At 43.8% G+C, this 16880-nt stretch carries 16 protein-coding genes; 4 read left to right on the top strand and 12 right to left on the bottom strand.

The genetic code is table 11. The features are described from left to right. Nucleotides 1-82: 82 nt before the first annotated feature. The 4 genes from AC07M6_RS03425 to ppk1 form a co-directional block, all read right to left on the bottom strand. A complete protein-coding gene (locus tag AC07M6_RS03425) occupies nucleotides 83-1486 on the bottom strand; it encodes a tetratricopeptide repeat protein (RefSeq protein ID WP_494887512.1) in 1404 nt (467 codons plus the stop codon). A gap of 96 nt (nucleotides 1487-1582) precedes the next feature. Next, nucleotides 1583-2146 carry a UbiX family flavin prenyltransferase gene (locus AC07M6_RS03420; RefSeq protein WP_494887511.1) on the bottom strand — a complete coding sequence of 188 codons (564 nt, stop codon included), beginning with the start codon at nucleotides 2144-2146 and terminating at the stop codon, nucleotides 1583-1585. A gap of 162 nt (nucleotides 2147-2308) precedes the next feature. Then, complete coding sequence (locus AC07M6_RS03415) at nucleotides 2309-3196, bottom strand: Ppx/GppA phosphatase family protein (RefSeq protein WP_494887510.1); 888 nt, start codon at nucleotides 3194-3196, stop codon at nucleotides 2309-2311. Beyond that, nucleotides 3193-5247 (bottom strand): polyphosphate kinase 1, encoded by a 2055-nt coding sequence (gene ppk1 / locus AC07M6_RS03410; protein WP_494887509.1) that lies wholly within the window; start codon nucleotides 5245-5247, stop codon nucleotides 3193-3195. Before ppk1 ends, AC07M6_RS03415 begins: the two co-directional genes overlap by 4 nt. Before the next feature lie 211 nt (nucleotides 5248-5458). On the opposite strand from ppk1, the gene AC07M6_RS03405 reads away from it, so the two are divergent. Both AC07M6_RS03405 and AC07M6_RS03400 read left to right on the top strand, forming a co-directional pair. Further along, entirely contained in the window at nucleotides 5459-5950 is a 492-nt protein-coding gene (locus AC07M6_RS03405) for a YajQ family cyclic di-GMP-binding protein (protein WP_494887508.1), read from the top strand. 102 nt (nucleotides 5951-6052) lie between these two features. Then, nucleotides 6053-7198 (top strand): carboxypeptidase-like regulatory domain-containing protein, encoded by a 1146-nt coding sequence (locus AC07M6_RS03400; RefSeq protein WP_494887507.1) that lies wholly within the window; start codon nucleotides 6053-6055, stop codon nucleotides 7196-7198. Here AC07M6_RS03400 and AC07M6_RS03395 read toward each other — a convergent pair whose 3' ends face one another. The 3 genes from AC07M6_RS03395 to AC07M6_RS03385 form a co-directional block, all read right to left on the bottom strand. After that, nucleotides 7199-7720: a TlpA family protein disulfide reductase gene (locus AC07M6_RS03395; protein ID WP_494887506.1), complete on the bottom strand. Its 522-nt coding sequence runs from the start codon at nucleotides 7718-7720 to the stop codon at nucleotides 7199-7201. It lies immediately after the preceding gene. A 57-nt stretch (nucleotides 7721-7777) separates the two neighbouring features. Then, nucleotides 7778-8494 (bottom strand): DUF2071 domain-containing protein, encoded by a 717-nt coding sequence (locus tag AC07M6_RS03390; RefSeq protein ID WP_494887505.1) that lies wholly within the window; start codon nucleotides 8492-8494, stop codon nucleotides 7778-7780. Nucleotides 8495-8569: 75 nt separating this feature from the next. Next, entirely contained in the window at nucleotides 8570-9043 is a 474-nt protein-coding gene (locus AC07M6_RS03385) for a ribonuclease H-like YkuK family protein (protein WP_494887504.1), read from the bottom strand. 214 nt (nucleotides 9044-9257) lie between these two features. Between AC07M6_RS03385 and AC07M6_RS03380 the strand changes: the two genes are divergently transcribed. Next, nucleotides 9258-11303, top strand: a complete 2046-nt coding sequence (locus AC07M6_RS03380; protein WP_494887503.1) for a M13 family metallopeptidase — start codon at nucleotides 9258-9260, stop codon at nucleotides 11301-11303. Between the two features lie 159 nt (nucleotides 11304-11462). On the opposite strand, the gene AC07M6_RS03375 is transcribed toward AC07M6_RS03380, so the two are convergent. Both AC07M6_RS03375 and ettA read right to left on the bottom strand, forming a co-directional pair. Continuing rightward, the gene (locus AC07M6_RS03375) at nucleotides 11463-11897 is read right to left on the bottom strand and encodes a DUF4304 domain-containing protein (protein WP_494887502.1); all 435 of its coding nucleotides are present in this window, start codon (nucleotides 11895-11897) and stop codon (nucleotides 11463-11465) included. A 19-nt stretch (nucleotides 11898-11916) separates the two neighbouring features. Then, complete coding sequence (ettA, locus tag AC07M6_RS03370) at nucleotides 11917-13596, bottom strand: energy-dependent translational throttle protein EttA (protein WP_494887501.1); 1680 nt, start codon at nucleotides 13594-13596, stop codon at nucleotides 11917-11919. 618 nt (nucleotides 13597-14214) lie between these two features. Between ettA and AC07M6_RS03365 the strand changes: the two genes are divergently transcribed. Continuing rightward, nucleotides 14215-14883 (top strand): hypothetical protein, encoded by a 669-nt coding sequence (locus AC07M6_RS03365; RefSeq protein WP_494887500.1) that lies wholly within the window; start codon nucleotides 14215-14217, stop codon nucleotides 14881-14883. A 57-nt stretch (nucleotides 14884-14940) separates the two neighbouring features. Here the strand turns inward: AC07M6_RS03365 and AC07M6_RS03360 are convergent, their stop codons facing one another. The 3 genes from AC07M6_RS03360 to AC07M6_RS03350 are packed head-to-tail and all read right to left on the bottom strand — an operon-like array spanning nucleotide 14941 to nucleotide 16876. Beyond that, nucleotides 14941-15684, bottom strand: a complete 744-nt coding sequence (locus tag AC07M6_RS03360) for a class I SAM-dependent methyltransferase (protein WP_494887499.1) — start codon at nucleotides 15682-15684, stop codon at nucleotides 14941-14943. A gap of 11 nt (nucleotides 15685-15695) precedes the next feature. Next, entirely contained in the window at nucleotides 15696-16544 is an 849-nt protein-coding gene (locus AC07M6_RS03355) for a hypothetical protein (protein ID WP_494887498.1), read from the bottom strand. After that, nucleotides 16544-16876: a hypothetical protein gene (locus AC07M6_RS03350; protein WP_494887497.1), complete on the bottom strand. Its 333-nt coding sequence runs from the start codon at nucleotides 16874-16876 to the stop codon at nucleotides 16544-16546. Before AC07M6_RS03350 ends, AC07M6_RS03355 begins: the two co-directional genes overlap by 1 nt. Between the last annotated feature and the right edge of the window lie 4 nt (nucleotides 16877-16880).

Raw genomic sequence — 16880 nt, 5'->3', positions numbered from 1 at the left:
AGGCTGCAAAGATAGTTAATTAGTCAATTAGTTGATCGGAGATTAGGTTTTTTGGCTTTGCGGTTACAATTATGCGGTCTTGTTAATCGCCATCGCCTACCTCAGTCTCCTTAATTACATCGCGGATGCGCTGGTCAAGATCATGCGCGGCGGTATCCATTTTTTGCAACACCTCTTTATCCACTTCGTAATTATGGGCCTTAATAATATTCATCAACCCTAATATAGATGCCAGCGGCTGCCTGATATGGTGCGATTGGATATGGGCAATTTTCAGCAGCGCGTCGTTCAACTGTTCGTTACTGGCTTTCATCAGTTTACTATTGCGGTGGATCAGCACATTCTGGTAAAGTATGATGATCAGCAGCGCCAAAAAGAAAAACATCCCAATGGATATCCATACAATTTTGCGGTTTTTGCCACTGTTTAAATCATCCAATACCGCTATTTGCTTATCCTTTTTCCCGGTTTCGTATTTCAACTGCAGTTCGCTGATCTGTTTTTCGTTCTTGGCAATTTGAAGCGAGTCGCGCATTTTATTAAACCTGTTGAGGCTTGCAATGGCCGGCTCGTAATCTTTAGCCGACATATAACACCAGTGCATCGATTCGTAGATTTCCATTTGCCGGAAAGGTAATGCAGACCGCCGCGAAATAGCTATGGCGCTGTCTAAATAGGCTATCCCCTTTTGGCGCTGCCCCATATAATAATAAGCTTCGCCCAGCCAGTTGTAGGAGTACGTTAATGAGCGGGGCTGGTTGTACTTATTGGCTAACACCACTGCTTTGTTAGCATACATCAGCGTTTTATCGTATGCTTTGTTCTCCTTATAAGCCTGAGCTATGTTATTGTAAAACCGGATGCGCATCCGCTCGTATTTTGGGCTCGACTCGGCTATTTTTAATGCTTCAAATTGTAATTGCAAACTGGTATGATCATCCTGCGGATGGCCGTTTTTACGGTAATAGCCGTGCGTAAACATGGCCCTTAAACCCAGCAGGGAAATAATGGACGCCGTATCGCGGTTCTGTTTAGCTTCGTTTAACCCCTTTATGCAATCCTGGAAAGCGGCGGTATAGTTGCCATTTTCCTTATGCATATTAGCCATAATAGAATAAATCTCGGGAATAGGCTGGCGGATCTTCCACTTTTCGGCATTGGTAAGCGCCTGCAGGGTAACCTTCATAGCGGTAGCATAATCGGTGGTGAACCAGTAATAATAGGCTTTAAACATACCGGCGTAGATCATCCCGGTTTTATCATCGCGTAAATTACTTACACTCTCTAATTCCCAGGCAATGCCCGGCAGGGAGTCGGCATTACCATTCTGAAATTTTTTACCCTTTTCTATCAGCGTTTTAATTTGCAGGCTGTCTGCCATTAACGACGAACCGCCGTAGCTGTGCGTATCTTTTGCAGCCTGGCGACAGGCCACCATGCAAAATAATAAAACAATAATAGTTAATATGTAATAGGGCTTTAACATCTGATTGAAAATCAGACTAAGATAGGATATATTTCGGATTATGAAATTTTGATTTGTTGATGAGTTAATATCTGTCGCCCAGAGTAATAGAAATAGCTATTCCTCACTCCACCTGTAGCTCTCATTTTCTAAACCCATCAGGTCTATCACCCGGTTTACCACAGTCATAGCCAGTTCTTCAACGGTTGCAGGTTTGCTGTAAAATGATGGCACAGCCGGGCAAATAATACCACCGGCTTCGGTAATGGTTTGCATATTGCGGATGTGGATCAGGTTTAAAGGCGTATCGCGGGCCACCAATATCAGCTTCCGGCGTTCCTTCAGTATCACATCGGCGGCGCGGGTGGTCAGGTCGTTTGATATGCCGGTGGCGATACGGCCCAGCGTGCCCATGCTACAGGGAATGATCACCATGGTATCAAACCTGGCGGATCCGGATGCGAATGGCGCCATAAAATCGGCCTTATCATAAAACTTAAACGAATAATTCTGATAGTCGTGATTATCCAGTTCCAGTTGCCAAACCTGGCGGGCATTGTCGCTCATTACTACACCAACCTCGGTAATTTGCGTGCCCATTTGCTGCAGCTTATCCAGCAAAAGTTTGGCATAAATGGCCCCGCTGGCCCCTGTAACGGCGATTATGATTTTTTTACCCATACTATTAATCACAACAAAGTTAAAGAATAAAAGTTACGGGCATAAAAAAGGGTCGAATACAAGTACTCGACCCTACATCTACCTATGAAAAACATACCCTATGAAAGGGTAAGTACAAAGGTATAACACTTTTTTATTTATTAACAAATATTTTACATTTTTTTAAACGGAAGAACCATGGTACTCATCTATCAGCGTTTGGATAATCCCGTCGACCATGCCAACGCTGGGCACATAAATATTTTTGATGCCTCCCCATTTCAATACACTAAGATAGATCTCGCAGGCGGGTATAATTACATCGGCCCGATCCTGGTTAAGGCCAAGCACATTAATGCGGTCTTTCAGCGAAAATGAGTTGAGATAATTGTATAAACTTTTCAGTTTTGCAAATGATAACGGGCTTCCTTCCTTTTCATCGGCCAGCTTATACAACTTATTGATATTACCGCCGGTACCAATACCCGACAGGTTTTTATAGTGTTTGGTATGCACACGCAAAAACTCCCTCATCTCCTCCCAGGTCTCGTCCTTGTCCTGGTTATCCAGTATGCGGATGGTGCCCAGGTTAAACGATTTAGAAACCACCATTTCCCCGTCCGAGAATAGCGACAACTCGGTACTGCCGCCGCCAACATCAATATACAAATAGTTTTTGCTTTTATCTATGTTTTGCTCTACATGGCTGGCATAAATGATATTGGCCTCTACCTCGCCGTGCACTATTTCCAGGTTAATATCTGCCTCATCCTTAATGGTGCGTACAATATCAGGCCCGTTCTTAGCTTCACGCATGGCCGATGTAGCGCAGGCCCGGTACTGACTCACTTTATAAACATCCATCAGGTTTTTAAAGGCCTGCATGGTTTTCACCAGGTCGGCAGCTTTTTTTGGCGAGATCTGCTGATTTAAAAAGGCGTCGTCTCCCAAACGCAGCGGCACCCTGATCAGCGTATTCTTTTTAAACGTTACCGACCCGTTACTCTCGTTTATATCGGCTATCAGTAACCTAACCGCGTTCGATCCTATATCAACTGCTGCGTATCTCAATTTTTGTTGTATTTATTTTTCAGATAATTGTAAATATCCATTTGTGCCCTAACCAGCACATCCGATTTTGTTTTGTGGTATTTATTGGTATTGCCGGCGTTAATTTCGCGGGCCTTGGTATTATCCGCTAACTGGATATTAATAATATCGCGGATCTCCTTACGCAGTTCTTCGCTGTAAATGGGGAAACCTACCTCTACCCGGTTATCAATATTACGGGTCATAAAATCGGCCGACGTGAGGTAGATCAGCTCTTTACCGCCATTGCCGTATATCTGCACACGGGCATGCTCCAGGTATTTATCAACAATACTAATCACGCTGATGTTTTCGCTCACATCCTTCACGCCCGGCACCAAACAGCACATCCCCCTGATGATCAGCTGTATCTTTACCCCTGCTTTGCCGGCCTGGTATAGTTTTTCTATCAACTCTTCATCGGCCAGGCTGTTCATTTTCAAGATCATATAGGCTGGCTTGCCATTTTTAGCCTGGGCTATCTCATTATCTATCAGTTTATAAATAGCCGGCCGCGAATCAATTGGCGAAACGATCAGATGTTTCATATCCCGTGGCAGGATACCTTTGTTTATCGCCCTGAAAACATGTACCAGATCGCCGGTTAAGCGTTTGCTTGCGGTAAGCAAGGTATGGTCGGCATATATTTGCGATGTTTTTTCGTTAAAGTTTCCGGTCGACAGGCTGGCATAATAAGCGGGCTTACCTTTTTCCATCCGGGTAACCAGGCATATTTTAGAATGCACCTTGTAGCCTGGCATACCGTATATCACCTTCACGCCCTCTTCTTCCAGCCGGTTGCTCCAGGCAATATTGTTCTGCTCGTCAAAACGGGCGCGCAATTCCACCAGGCAGTTCACCTTTTTGCCATTTTTGGCGGCGTTAATGAGCGCGTGTACCACCTTGGAGTTTTCGGCCAGGCGATAAACCGACAGGCTGATCTCTTTCACCTTGGGATCGATAGCGGCTTCCCGCAAAAAGTGGATCACATAATCAAACGACTGATATGGTGTGTTAATCAAATAATCGCGTTTGGCAATAGATGTCATTAAGCTTTTACCGAACGACAGATCATCTACCGTTAGCGATGGGTGTTTGGTATACTCCAGATCGGGCCGGCCCACATTGGGGAATTTAATAAAATCCTTAAAATTCTGATAGCGGTTGCCGGGTATCAGACTTTCCTTATTAATGCCCATCTTGCTCACCAGAAAGTCCAGCATGTCATCGGGCATATCCGCATCATATTGCAAACGCATGGGCTTGCCTTTTTTGCGTTTTTGCAAGCTTTTAGCCAGTGCGTCTATAAACTTCTCGCTCACCTGCTGGTCAAGATCAAGCTCGGCATCGCGGGTAAGCTGTATGGAGTAAGCTTCGATACTGTCATGATCGAAAATAAAGAACACATCCTCCAGGCTATAGCGGATAATATCATCCAGCAGGATAATGAACTTCAGATTATTGGTTTCGGGCAGTACCAGGAAACGCGAAACCGTATCGGGGATCTCCATCAGCGCCAGCCGTGTCTTCTTATTCTTCCGAAGCTTAACAAAAAAATAAATAGCGCGGTCGCGCAGTTCGGGCAGCGGCGAGTGGGGGTCCAGCATTACCGGCACCAGGTTACTGAGCAACCGCTCGCGAAAATAGTTTTTCACAAACGTACCCCGGGTAACATTCAGCTGGGTTTCATTGATCAGGAAGATGCGCTCATCGGCCAGTTCTTTAACAATAATGTTTTCGTACAGGTTGTTAAATTTTTGCTCCTGCTTAACCACCATATTTTTGATCTGGTTCAGCAGTTTTTTAGGATTGTAGCCCAAAAGCTCCTTGGCTTTCTCGTTCAGGCTAACCAGCCGGCTAAGCGTAGCCACGCGCACCCGGTAAAATTCATCCAGGTTAGATGAAAATATAGCCAGGAAGCGCACACGGTCTATCAAAGGCACGGTTGGGTCGGCAGCTTCCTGTAGCACCCTATCGTTGAAATACAGCCAACTGATCTCCCTGTTAATTAATGGTAAACGCTGATGAGGCATAGTTGATAATCTCCGGGCTAAATCGCCCTATGGCAAATCTGCTTATTTATTTGTTAAGATAATATTAAGTTAATTGTTTTTGTTAATTAAGTCGGTAAGTCCGGAAGACAGAAAGTCCGAAAGACAAATGCGCAGATTTCTTACTATCTTTCGGACTTCCAGACTTTCCGTCTTCCGGACTAATCAACTATCTTTGTAAAAACCTACAGATATGCCAACATTTGATATTGTAAGCAAAATTGACGGGCAAACGCTCGACAACGCTATCAACACCGCCAAAAAAGAAATACTGAACCGCTACGATTTCAACGGATCGAAAAGCACTATTGACCTGGACAAAAAAACTAATATGGTAACCATTGTTACCGAGGATGATATGCGCCTGAAAGCCATTACCGATTCCATCATCAGCCGCATGGTAAAACAACAGCTTGACCCCAAAGCGCTTGATTTTGGCAAAGAGCAATACGCATCGGGCAATATGATCCGCAAGGAAATCAGTATTAAGGAAGGCCTTGATAAAGAAGCCGCCAAAAAAGTGGTTAAAAAAATAAAAGACAGCGGTCTAAAAGTACAGGCATCTATTATGGATGATATGGTGCGGGTACAGGCCAAAAAGATCGACGATCTTCAGGCTGTGATCAGCCTGTGCCGCGGCGAAGACTTTGGCCAGCCCCTGCAATATGTGAATATGCGTAATTAACACCGCCCGTTATCAAAAAGTAAGCTATTTAATTAAACATAAAACAGATTTTTGATATATTTAAGCACGCTCTGCCTAAACAAGGAATGATTAAAGACCGCAATGCTTAAAAACCTAATATTCTTATTATTTATACTGCCTGCCGCTTTATTTGCACAAACCATTACGGGTAAAGTGGTGAGCCAAAATGGCAAAAAGGCTGTGCCCGATGCCAGCGTATTCTTAAGTAACGCAAGTGTAGGCAGCAAAACCGCCGATGACGGCTCTTTTATCCTGAATAATATTAAAAATGGCCAGTATGATTTAGTGGTTTCCTGCATTGGTTTTGAAACCTACCATCAAAATGTAATGATCAATAACGATGGCCTTAATTTGCCGGTTATTGAACTCTCTCCCAAAACAACCATACTGCAGGAAGTAAAAATTCTTTTTGACGGAAGCCGCGACAGATATGTTAAAATATTTACGGAAGAGTTTTTGGGCCGCTCAGAAAATGCGGCGGAATGCAAATTAATAAACCCCGAACTGCTTGACCTTGATTTTGACAAAAGGACGGGTAAACTGACCGCCAGTACTACCGATTTTTTAATTATCGAAAACCAGGCTTTGGGTTACCGGATTAAATACCTGCTTAAATCTTTTACCAGGGACCCTACGCGGGGATATGTTGCGTACCAGGGCTCGTCCATATTTGAACCGCTTACAGGTAAAGAATCGCAGCAGAAACGCTGGCAAAAAGCGCGCATTAAAGCCTATCGTGGTTCGGATATGCACTTTTTGCGGGCCTGTATTGCCCAGCAGGTAGATGAAGAAGGCTTTACCGTGCGCCGATTGATCAGAAAATCAAACGCCGACCGACCGCCTGATAGCCTGATTAAGGCAAAACTTGCTTTTTTTAGAGGGACCTCACCATTTACTGCAGGCCGGAGCGATTCTATACAGTATTGGTCGGGCAAATCAATGCTGGCAAAATACATTCAAACATTAGTGAAAGCCCCCATCAGCAGTCGTGATTATATCAAGCTAACCCAAAAGAAAGGCATCTATGCTTTTGGATATGAGGATTGCCTGCAGATTAATTACAAAGGCGACCGCAGTACCGTGGTTATTTTTAACACCCCCTACGCATATTTTGATAGTAACGGCATTATCTACAACCCCGACAGCCATACGGTGGAGGGTTATTGGGGAACGCTGCGCATAGCCGATCTGCTGCCCGTTGATTACGAGTTACCTACAACGTTTTAATTACGATTTTGGCTTCAGTCGCGCTTCCAGCAGGGTTAGCAGTTCGTTAAACTCTTTTTCACTGTAGCCTATAGATTGGTAAATAATCCGGCCGTTCTCGTCCAGTACCACATTACGGGGGATGGATTGCGTGGCATATAATTTAAATATGGCCCGTTTCTCATCGGGCAGCATATCAAAGGTATACTTGTTTTGCTCTTTAAAGGGCAGCACTTTCTCCCATCCTTCTTCGCGGGCAAAGGCAAACATCGCAAATTTGGGATTATCCTTATATTTTTCCCAGATCTCTTTTTGTACCCTTGGCAATTCGGCGCGGCATGGCGGGCACCAGGTAGCCCAAAAGTTAAGCAAAACTATTTTACCGCGATAATCCTGAAGGTTAGCGGTTTTATCCTTGCTGATATTAAAGGCGAAAACAGGGGCTATATCGCCGGTTTTGGTTAACGTGGTTGCATCAGGCGCCTGGGCTTTTGCACCAAGGCCAATAACTGCCAGCGCGAATATTAAAGTAAGTTTTTTCATGATGATAGTATTTATGGCAATTTAAGTGAATGTGGCGAAATATGCAAGGCTTTGCAATTACAGACAATCCTTATCGTCAACAGACGACCACTCATGCTCAATATTGGTCATTAGTAAGGCATTGTCAAATTGCACTGATCCTTTTGGAAATATTTGTTCATCTTCAAAAAAACTTGATCTGACGTGAATTACATCCAATGGTTGCACCTCCCATTTATAGGCATTAAGTAGCAGGCCGTCATATTTTTTACCATTGGGCGAATACCCTGTTGCGCCAGCTTTAAAAAAGTTGGATGCGGTTTCCAGGTCGTTAAAGACAGAACCGGGTGCAAATGTGTTCGTTAGCTGCGCGTCAACACTGATCTCCGTTCCATCTTCACTTTTAAAAGAGACATGATAATTACCGTTGCTTTCTTTTACATCAAACTTAGCCCGGTGGTGTTTGCCAGGAAAAACGCGGCCGCCTGTTATCGTATTAAACAAAGATGAGCTATCGCGTCGTGGAATGTAAACGCCTTCCTTAAGTTCACCTTTCTCTGTCCATTCCACCGCTATGCGATGCGCGCCATTCTCAGAACTCATGCCTACGAATGCGGGTAAACCGGCAGGCCGTATTTCTTTTAACCTGATCAGGCAAATGCCGGCAATAGCCTTTCCGTTCACTATTTTAGGTGTGAAAGGTGCGGGAACAATTGTCTTAGCGATATCGGGGTCGATGGTGTAATTAACCAGTATGCGCCTGTCAATTATTCCTTTTATGTTGGGAATCCTCATTTATGGGGACAAGGTAGCTTATTTCCCATAAATTTCCCTGATCACTGATCAACCAATCTCTAATCACCAACAAATCTACTGCACCATCTTATTAGCGCAGCACGAACTGGCAAAAGCCTCGGGCTTGGCCTTAAACACAAAGCCCATGCTTAGGATGTAGCCCATCGCCTCGTGCAGGGCCTGGTTACTTTTAAAGGCCGGATTGGTATTAATATCGGCATGCACTTCCAGGTCTACATCGTAAAGGTCAAGCAAATCGCATAGTTTGTAGGAAATATCGATAGACTTTTGCACTTCGCTCAGCATGCGTTCCTTAATGCTCATTTGCTGGCTGCTGCGTTCCTGGTGGATATACATAAATCCGCCGCGTTGTTCGCGCAAAAAAACAATCACGGTGGCAAAGTCGGTAACCGTACCCTTTACCTGCGAATCTGTCCCGATACATACTTTTAACTTATTGCCGAGGGCAGCTTCGCGCTCAATAGCTTTCTCCACTTCCTCCATAATTGGCGATTGGATGATCTCGCCGCTGAATTTTCTCCAGGTCATATAAAAATCGTGTTAGGTGAAATTATAACAACCTCTGCTACAGGTTTATAAAAATAAGCGATTATGTATGGTATTAACGTTAACTCCTGGTAATTTATTTGTTAACATCTTACTTATTATCAACAAATTAACCGCCTTAATTACACATAGCCAGTATCAGGCATTTTAAAATATGTTTCATTATCTCCATCTTTAAACAAAAAACCCCTTAGAAATGAAATGGAGTAATTATTTATGGTTAGCGGTCCCGGCAATTTTGGCGGCGGGCTGCAAAGGCAAATCCGACTCAGCATCCGAAGCGCCAAAGCGCAGCGTTTTCTTTGATAAAGCTAATATGGATACTACGGTATCGCCCGGCGAAAACTTTTTCGACTATGCCGGCGGCGCCTGGATAAAGAAAACGGAGATCCCCGCATCTGAAACCGGCTGGGGCTCATTCTACACCCTGGATGATGACAATACCAAAAACCTGCACAAAATATTGGAGGAAACGTCGGCCCAAACGCATGATGCCGGCAGCCTTGAACAAAAAGTAGGCGACCTGTATGCCAGTGGTATGGATACGGCCGGTATTGATAAGTTGGGCTATACCCCCGTTAAGCCACTACTGGCACGTATTGATGGGGTTAAGGATTATAAAGGGTTGATCAATCTTGCGGCCGGTAGTTTTAAAGATGGCGACGGCTTTTTGTTTGGCTTTTATGTAGCGCCCGATGATAAGAACAGCAAAAAGAACATGGCGCAATTCAGCCAGACTGGTTTAGGCCTGCCTAATTGCGAGTATTATTCAAAAACAGATTCGGCATCGGTAAAAATACGGGCCGAATATGTAAAGTATATCGCTAAACTGTTTACCCTTACCGGCGCAGACGCGTCGACAGCCGCTAAAAAGGCCGCCGATGTATTGAAACTGGAAACCGAGATTGCCAAATCGCACTCTACCCCGGTTCAACTGCGCGACCCGCAGGCTAACTATCATAAGTATACGGTTACCGACCTGCAAAAACAGGTGCCGGATATCGATCTGAAAAATGTGCTCGACCTGATGGGTATTAAAACCGATACTATTTTAGTTGGCCAGCCTAAATATTACGTGGCGCTGGGTCAGTTGCTAAAATCGCAGCCTATTGATGTTTGGAAAACCGAGCTGGAATTTACCGCCTTAAATAGCTCGGCATCGTACCTGAGTAAAGATTTCAGGGACGCCCGGTTTGCATTTTTTGGCACCACCCTTAGCGGACAGAAAAAACAAAAGGAACGCTGGAAAACCATTACCTACGCGGTTGATGGTGGTATTGGCGAACTGCTGGGCCAGCTTTATGTAAAGCAATATTTTACACCTGATGCTAAAAAACGCATGCTTGATTTGGTGAACAACCTGCAAAGCGTATACAAAGCCCGCATAGAGAAACTGGACTGGATGAGCCCGGCTACCAAACAAAAAGCCATAGATAAACTGGCCGCCTTTACTAAAAAGATCGGCTATCCTGATAAATGGAAAAAATACGATGATGTAGAGGTTACCCGTGTTGGGTATTACAGCAATATGGAATCTATCAGTAAACATAATTATAAAGAGCAGCTAAAACGTATTAATAAGGAAGTGGATAAAACCGAATGGGGCATGACGCCGCCTACTGTTAATGCCTACTACAATCCGTCGTTTAACGAGATCGTTTTCCCGGCCGGGATCCTGCAGTTCCCTTTCTTTGATAAGGATGCCGATGATGCCATTAATTACGGTGCCATAGGCGCGGTAATAGGCCACGAGATGACACACGGCTTTGACGATCAGGGTGCGCAATATGATAAAGACGGCAACCTGAAACAATGGTGGACTAAAGATGACGAAACCAAGTTTAAAGCCAAAACCCAAATGGTGGTTGACCAGTATAATAAATTTGTTGTATTGAAAAACCTGAACGTAAACGGCAAGCTAACTCTTGGCGAAAACATTGCCGATATTGGCGGTTTAGCCATTGCCTACAACGCCTTCAAAAATACCGAACAGGGCAAAAGCGAAACCAAGATTGACGGCTTAACGCCTGATCAGCGTTTTTTCCTGTCGTTTGCACAGGTATGGCGTATTAAAACCCGCGACGAAACCATGCGCATGCGGATCAGTACAGACCCCCACTCGCCCGAAATGTATCGTGTTAACGGTCCACTATCCAATATGCCCGAGTTTTATAAAGCATTTAACATTAAACCCGGCGATAAAATGTATCGGGATGATAAGGATAGGGTGAAGATTTGGTAATTACCCCCTAACCCCCTGAAGGGGGAATAAGCTATAAACGCAAAACGCCCCGGAAAATCCGGGGCGTTTTGCGTTTATATACACCTTGTCATTGCATTGCGGCCTGGCCTGTGAGTTGGGGCGACGCGGCAATCCCGTAGCTATATAATGGAACATAAGTTAGATTATTGTGGAGCCCTCTATAGGATTTTCATCCCACCAAGTTTCTGCTTCACCGAAGTTTTCAATCACCTCCTTCGCCCGTTTTTTGTAGATATTTGTAAAAAAAGACTCGTTTTCGAAATTATACCAATAGTCTGTTTTGTTTTTTTCACTCCCTACACGTAACCTCATACCCATAAAACTTACTCGGCATTCAGAAGGCTTAAGGTTTTTACCCCAACTTGTTAAATATCCTCCGGGTGGACAGCTTGATATTTCTACCACAAATTTTGGGCTATATAAGCTAAATTGAAAAGTCAATAAATTTAATTTGTCATTCTTCTCCCGTCTGAAATGTGGATATGACCCTTTGAAACCATTATTCTTTAAAAAAGGTATAACAATTTCTTTAATAGCATTATCCATTTTAACTCGTTTTTCAGCTCCGGTCATGAGTGACAGATTAAAATTACTACCCCAACTTCTTATACCTAATCCTTTTCGGAGCAACATCTCCCAAACGTTTCTTGCGGTTTTCCTCGTAATCCGAGTAGTTACCCTCAAAGAAGTATACCTGCGAGTTACCCTCGAAGGCCAGGATGTGGGTACAGATACGATCCAGGAACCAACGGTCGTGACTAATGATGACGGCGCAACCGGCAAAGTTCTCTAACGCTTCCTCTAACGACCGCAGCGTGTTTACGTCGATATCGTTGGTGGGCTCATCCAGTAACAGCACGTTCGATCCTTTTTTTAGCGTGATGGATAGATGCACACGGTTACGTTCACCGCCAGACAGCACGCCTACCTTTTTCTGCTGATCGGCACCGTTAAAGTTAAAGCGCGATACATAAGCGCGCGAGTTCAACGGGCGGTTGCCCAGCATAATGGTTTCGTTACCGCCGGTAATGTTTTCCCAAACCGATTTCTCGGGGTCCAAATCATCATGCATCTGGTCAACATAACCTAAAGCTACCGTCTCCCCTACGCGGAATGTACCGGCATCGGGCTGCTCCTGCCCGGTAATTAAGCGGAACAGCGTAGTTTTACCAGCGCCATTGGGACCAATAATCCCAACAATACCTGCAGGCGGCAGCGAGAAGCTCAGGTCTTCAAACAGCACCTTATCGCCATAGGCTTTGCTTACATTGGTCGCCTCAATTACCACGTTACCCAAACGCGGACCAGGCGGAATGAACAGTTCCAGTTTTTCTTCGCGTTCCTTACCTTCTTCGCTGGCCAGTTTTTCGTAGTTGGCTAAACGGGCCTTGCCTTTGGCGTGGCGGGCTTTTGGCGCCATACGGCTCCATTCCAGTTCGCGTTCTAATGTTTTCTGGCGTTTGCTTTCGGTTTTATCTTCCTGGGCTAAGCGCTTGGCCTTCTGATCCAGCCATGATGAGTAGTTGCCTTTCCATGGGATCCCTTCGCCACGGTCCAGTTCCAGGATCCAGCCGGCTACGTTATCCAGGAAATAACGATCGTGCGTTACGGCTATAACCGTGCCTGCGTATTGTTTTAAGTGTTGTTCCAGCCAGTCTATCGATTCAGCGTCTAAGTGGTTGGTAGGCTCATCCAGCAATAATACATCCGGCTCCTGCAACAGCAGGCGGCACAGGGCCACACGGCGGCGTTCGCCACCCGATAGTACTTCTATTTTGGTATCCGGCTCGGGGCAACGCAGGGCATCCATAGCGCGCTCCAGTTTGGTATCCAGTTCCCAGGCGTTAACGGCATCAATTTTATCCTGCAGTTCGCCCTGGCGCGCCATCAGTTTATCCATGGCATCCGGGTCGCTGTAAACCTCTTCCAGCCCGAATTTATCGTTGATCTCTTCGTATTCCTTCAGGATGGCGGTAATTTCGGATACACCTTCTTCTACCACCTCGCGTACGGTTTTGTTGGGATCAAGGATAGGCTCCTGCGCCAGATAACCCACGGTATAACCCGGCGAAAATACCACCTCGCCCTGGTAGGTTTTATCCAGCCCGGCTATGATTTTTAATACAGATGATTTACCCGAACCGTTTAAACCGATAACGCCAATTTTAGCGCCATAGAAAAACGACAGGTAGATATTTTTTAACACTTGCTTTTGCGGCGGATAGATCTTGCTGACCCCCGCCATTGAAAATATGATCTTCTCGTCGGCCATGTAGAGTTTTATTTGAGTGCCAAATATAGGTTGTTTAGTGATGAATTAAATAGCTGTTGGAGATTAGTTTGCGTGGATAAAAATGCAGACATGCTCCCGTAGATATGTAGAAAGCTTACCTTATACCATGTTTGGACGAGGGTTCGAACTATATTTTTGAGCGGGTTTGCTCTTGGGCTGCGGGAGCGAAAAATCCCTCGCCTCCACTTTAAACAAAAGCCTGCCCTGATAAGGAGCGGGCTTTTCGATTTAAAACAGTTCCGTCCCATGGGGAGGGGCGCGATGGACTGTGCGTTGGCAGGGAGGGGTTTAGTCGCCAATGCAGCATCACCACTAAGTCATACCGAACTTGTTTCGGTACTCCACACGCAAGGTGGCCACTGTTGTAATCTGACCTGATTGATGGGGTGCTGAAACAAGTTCGGCATGACATGATGCAAATGTTTAGGGGGTTAACACGACTTAACACAATTCAATTTTAACTGTCTTTAACTTATTAAAAATCAAATAATTAACTACTTTTAGGGGTTAACATAAAAATACCATTTTAAATACTAATAAAATTAGCATTATTCAATAATATTCCGTATCTTTATAAACTCTAAAATAAAGATCACGATGAAAACAAAATCACCAACCGGTACTGATCTTACCGCCTCCCGCAGGAAAGTTGACAACCTCTTCTCCCAACAAAAGATCACTTTAAAAGATATTCAAAACTTCAGCAAAGCCGAACGCACCTATTTGGGAGAAACAGCGAGCCGTATACTGAAGGACTTAAAAGGCGCAGAAAGGGATAACTTTTTGGAAAAGATTAGCCCGATATTTGCCGACGACATGAATACTGCCGTTTGGGAATATAACCATGAGGCTATTAGTAACGCCCTCTCCAATTATATGCGGCAACATGGCACCATGCCCACCAAAAACGCCCTGGCCGAAGCGACGGGCCTTAGCCGCCAAACGGTGGCCAAACACGTTAAGGATTATAAATCGCACCCGGAGTATTTAGCAGAAAGGGAACAATTTAAATTGATGTCGCACAATGTATTGGCTAAGGTATTTACGTTTGCCAGCAACGGCGACATGAAAGCCGCCCGCCTTTATTTTGAAATGGTTGGCGCCATTAACAAGCCGCATACCGGCACCGTGGTGAACGGACAAACCAACTATATCCAAATTAACAATACCATCCTGAGCCAGGAAAATTTAAAACAGCTCAGCGCCGAACAGTTGACCCAGATAGAGAATATTGTGACGAATAAGGAGTGTAGGATGCTTGCGTAGGTTCTCTAAAAGAACCCAAGTTAATATATAAATGACTCGACAAGTCGTTTAGCGATTCTAGTTTTTAACAACTACCCAAAAGAGACACTCGTCAGCGAATTGCTTTACAGAAGATATTTCAGGGGCAATATGTTCACGAAATTCTTTATAGACAAGCCGAAATCCGTGTGCCACAAATAACGCCGAAACTTCTTCTTGGGTAGGAATGTGAATAAACTGATCGAGGGCATCTTTATTTTTGAAAAGGATGTCGCCAAACTGATCAAATCTCTGGTCGTTTTTCCCTATTTGCCACCTTTCATGCTCGGATTTCCAAAAATCGTCAAATTCCGGCTTGCTATGCCTATCGTGAGTTGTAAAAATAAAATAACCTTCTGGTTTTAATATTCTTGCGATTTCTTTTATCGCTGCAATACGGTTTTGATTTCCAGGAATCATCATTAATCCGTTAAATGCATAGATGACGGCATCGAATTGAGCATCAGAAAATGGAAGATCCGTGGAATTGATTTGAAAAAAAGGAATATTGGCCTTTGCTTCAGCGCCAATGCGGACAGCTGCTTCAATCATTTTTGGAGTCAAATCTGAACCGACGATATTTAGGTACCCCAGTTGATGTAATCCAAAACTAACCCTCCCTGTGCCGCAGCCTATGTCAAGAATGTGATCGTCAAAATTAAGATATTTAGTAAAAATAAGCTTTTCTGATGACCATAGGCCCAATTGGGTAGTTGCGGTTGCATAATATTCCTGTTCTTTAGAACTACTGAATGATTCGATGACGAATGTATTGTCTAACATTACAACACACTTTAATTGTACATTATAGATCTAAACCGTTTTATAATTTCTAGCGGTTCACTACTTCCCACAAGATTTACCTCTCGGTTGAGTAAAGTAACTTTGTTGGCATAACCATCTAACAAACTAAAGTCATCTTCCAGAGAAAAGGTTTCGCAAAAAGGATCGAAAGTGTCAAGCGTAGATATTAATTCATCTTGGTCAAATTTTTTAAGAGGAGGTAGGGCAAGCATGATAGGAGAACGATAGCCATCACCAAAAATTGGCGTTAAGTTTCCACGCTTCCGAAGCTGATACCACACTGTTTCTAATTCTGAACCTCCAGTTACAACATAATTAGGTTTAATGAAAGCTTCATATAATAGGCAACACAACGAGTCAATATGATCAAAAGATTTAATAACCTGACTACTGTTAATCGTCTTATCAGCGATGCTGGATAATTTGATGAGATCATAAAAAAATTTTCTGTGCCCACGGTTATATAACCTCAGCAAGCTAGATTCAGGAATGATCTCGATATTGTCTAATTTTCCGACAAATATTTTAATACGGTTAAACAAAAGATTCATCGCTTGATTTGCTTCATCTGGTGTGTTGATCTCATTGTGAAAATCCCCATTGGCAGTTATTAGATCCTGCAGTATAATCGTACATTTAAAATTATTCTCTGAAAATACTTTTAAATAAGAAAATAATGCAAAATGTATCACATTGAGATGATTAAGTGGCTTGAGATTAAACAAAATATTGCCGTTGTGACCAGACGAATTTAGGGAAGCAACCTCAGCATGTAGCGTATGGCCTGCTGGTTCGATAATCTGGATGTGAAATTTTTTTGCTATATCCTTGATTTTCATTAAATCTCGTTTGCTGTACGAATTTTATTATTATGTCTATTTGCCAATAGCTTGCATATACCTACAAATGCCGGAACGGGAAAAATATAGGTAAAGTTACTATTCAAAAGAAAAGATATATATTGTCGGAATTGATTGATCTCAGGATGGTGTTCATCATAAGTATATTTCCCATGAATAAAAACCACGTGAATAACTAACCACGCTATCATGCCGACTGCCGCAATTACGCTCGGTTGCGTTATAAAGCCCAGCAGTTCTGTTTTGTCGTCCGACAAATGCCCAAAATCAGACCTGATGATTTTATAATTTCCCTCAATAAGTTCGGCCACATCC

Source organism: Mucilaginibacter sp. GW821-FHT07H05, assembly GCF_059418485.1.
Note: the sequence above shows the minus strand (reverse complement) of the source record. Positions and strands in the feature narration are given on the sequence as shown.

What these genes read in the sequence shown, in the direction of transcription:
- AC07M6_RS03390 (WP_494887505.1), bottom strand. Translation starts at nt 8,494, where the DNA reads ATGAGGATTCCCAACATAAAAGGAATAATTGACAGGCGCATACTGGTT.
- ettA (WP_494887501.1), bottom strand. Translation starts at nt 13,596, where the DNA reads ATGGCCGACGAGAAGATCATATTTTCAATGGCGGGGGTCAGCAAGATC.
- ppk1 (WP_494887509.1), bottom strand. Translation starts at nt 5,247, where the DNA reads ATGCCTCATCAGCGTTTACCATTAATTAACAGGGAGATCAGTTGGCTG.
- AC07M6_RS03360 (WP_494887499.1), bottom strand. Translation starts at nt 15,684, where the DNA reads ATGTTAGACAATACATTCGTCATCGAATCATTCAGTAGTTCTAAAGAA.
- AC07M6_RS03355 (WP_494887498.1), bottom strand. Translation starts at nt 16,544, where the DNA reads ATGAAAATCAAGGATATAGCAAAAAAATTTCACATCCAGATTATCGAA.
- AC07M6_RS03375 (WP_494887502.1), bottom strand. Translation starts at nt 11,897, where the DNA reads ATGACCGGAGCTGAAAAACGAGTTAAAATGGATAATGCTATTAAAGAA.
- AC07M6_RS03420 (WP_494887511.1), bottom strand. Translation starts at nt 2,146, where the DNA reads ATGGGTAAAAAAATCATAATCGCCGTTACAGGGGCCAGCGGGGCCATT.
- AC07M6_RS03425 (WP_494887512.1), bottom strand. Translation starts at nt 1,486, where the DNA reads ATGTTAAAGCCCTATTACATATTAACTATTATTGTTTTATTATTTTGC.
- AC07M6_RS03365 (WP_494887500.1), top strand. Translation starts at nt 14,215, where the DNA reads ATGAAAACAAAATCACCAACCGGTACTGATCTTACCGCCTCCCGCAGG.
- AC07M6_RS03400 (WP_494887507.1), top strand. Translation starts at nt 6,053, where the DNA reads ATGCTTAAAAACCTAATATTCTTATTATTTATACTGCCTGCCGCTTTA.
- AC07M6_RS03380 (WP_494887503.1), top strand. Translation starts at nt 9,258, where the DNA reads ATGAAATGGAGTAATTATTTATGGTTAGCGGTCCCGGCAATTTTGGCG.
- AC07M6_RS03405 (WP_494887508.1), top strand. Translation starts at nt 5,459, where the DNA reads ATGCCAACATTTGATATTGTAAGCAAAATTGACGGGCAAACGCTCGAC.
- AC07M6_RS03395 (WP_494887506.1), bottom strand. Translation starts at nt 7,720, where the DNA reads ATGAAAAAACTTACTTTAATATTCGCGCTGGCAGTTATTGGCCTTGGT.
- AC07M6_RS03385 (WP_494887504.1), bottom strand. Translation starts at nt 9,043, where the DNA reads ATGACCTGGAGAAAATTCAGCGGCGAGATCATCCAATCGCCAATTATG.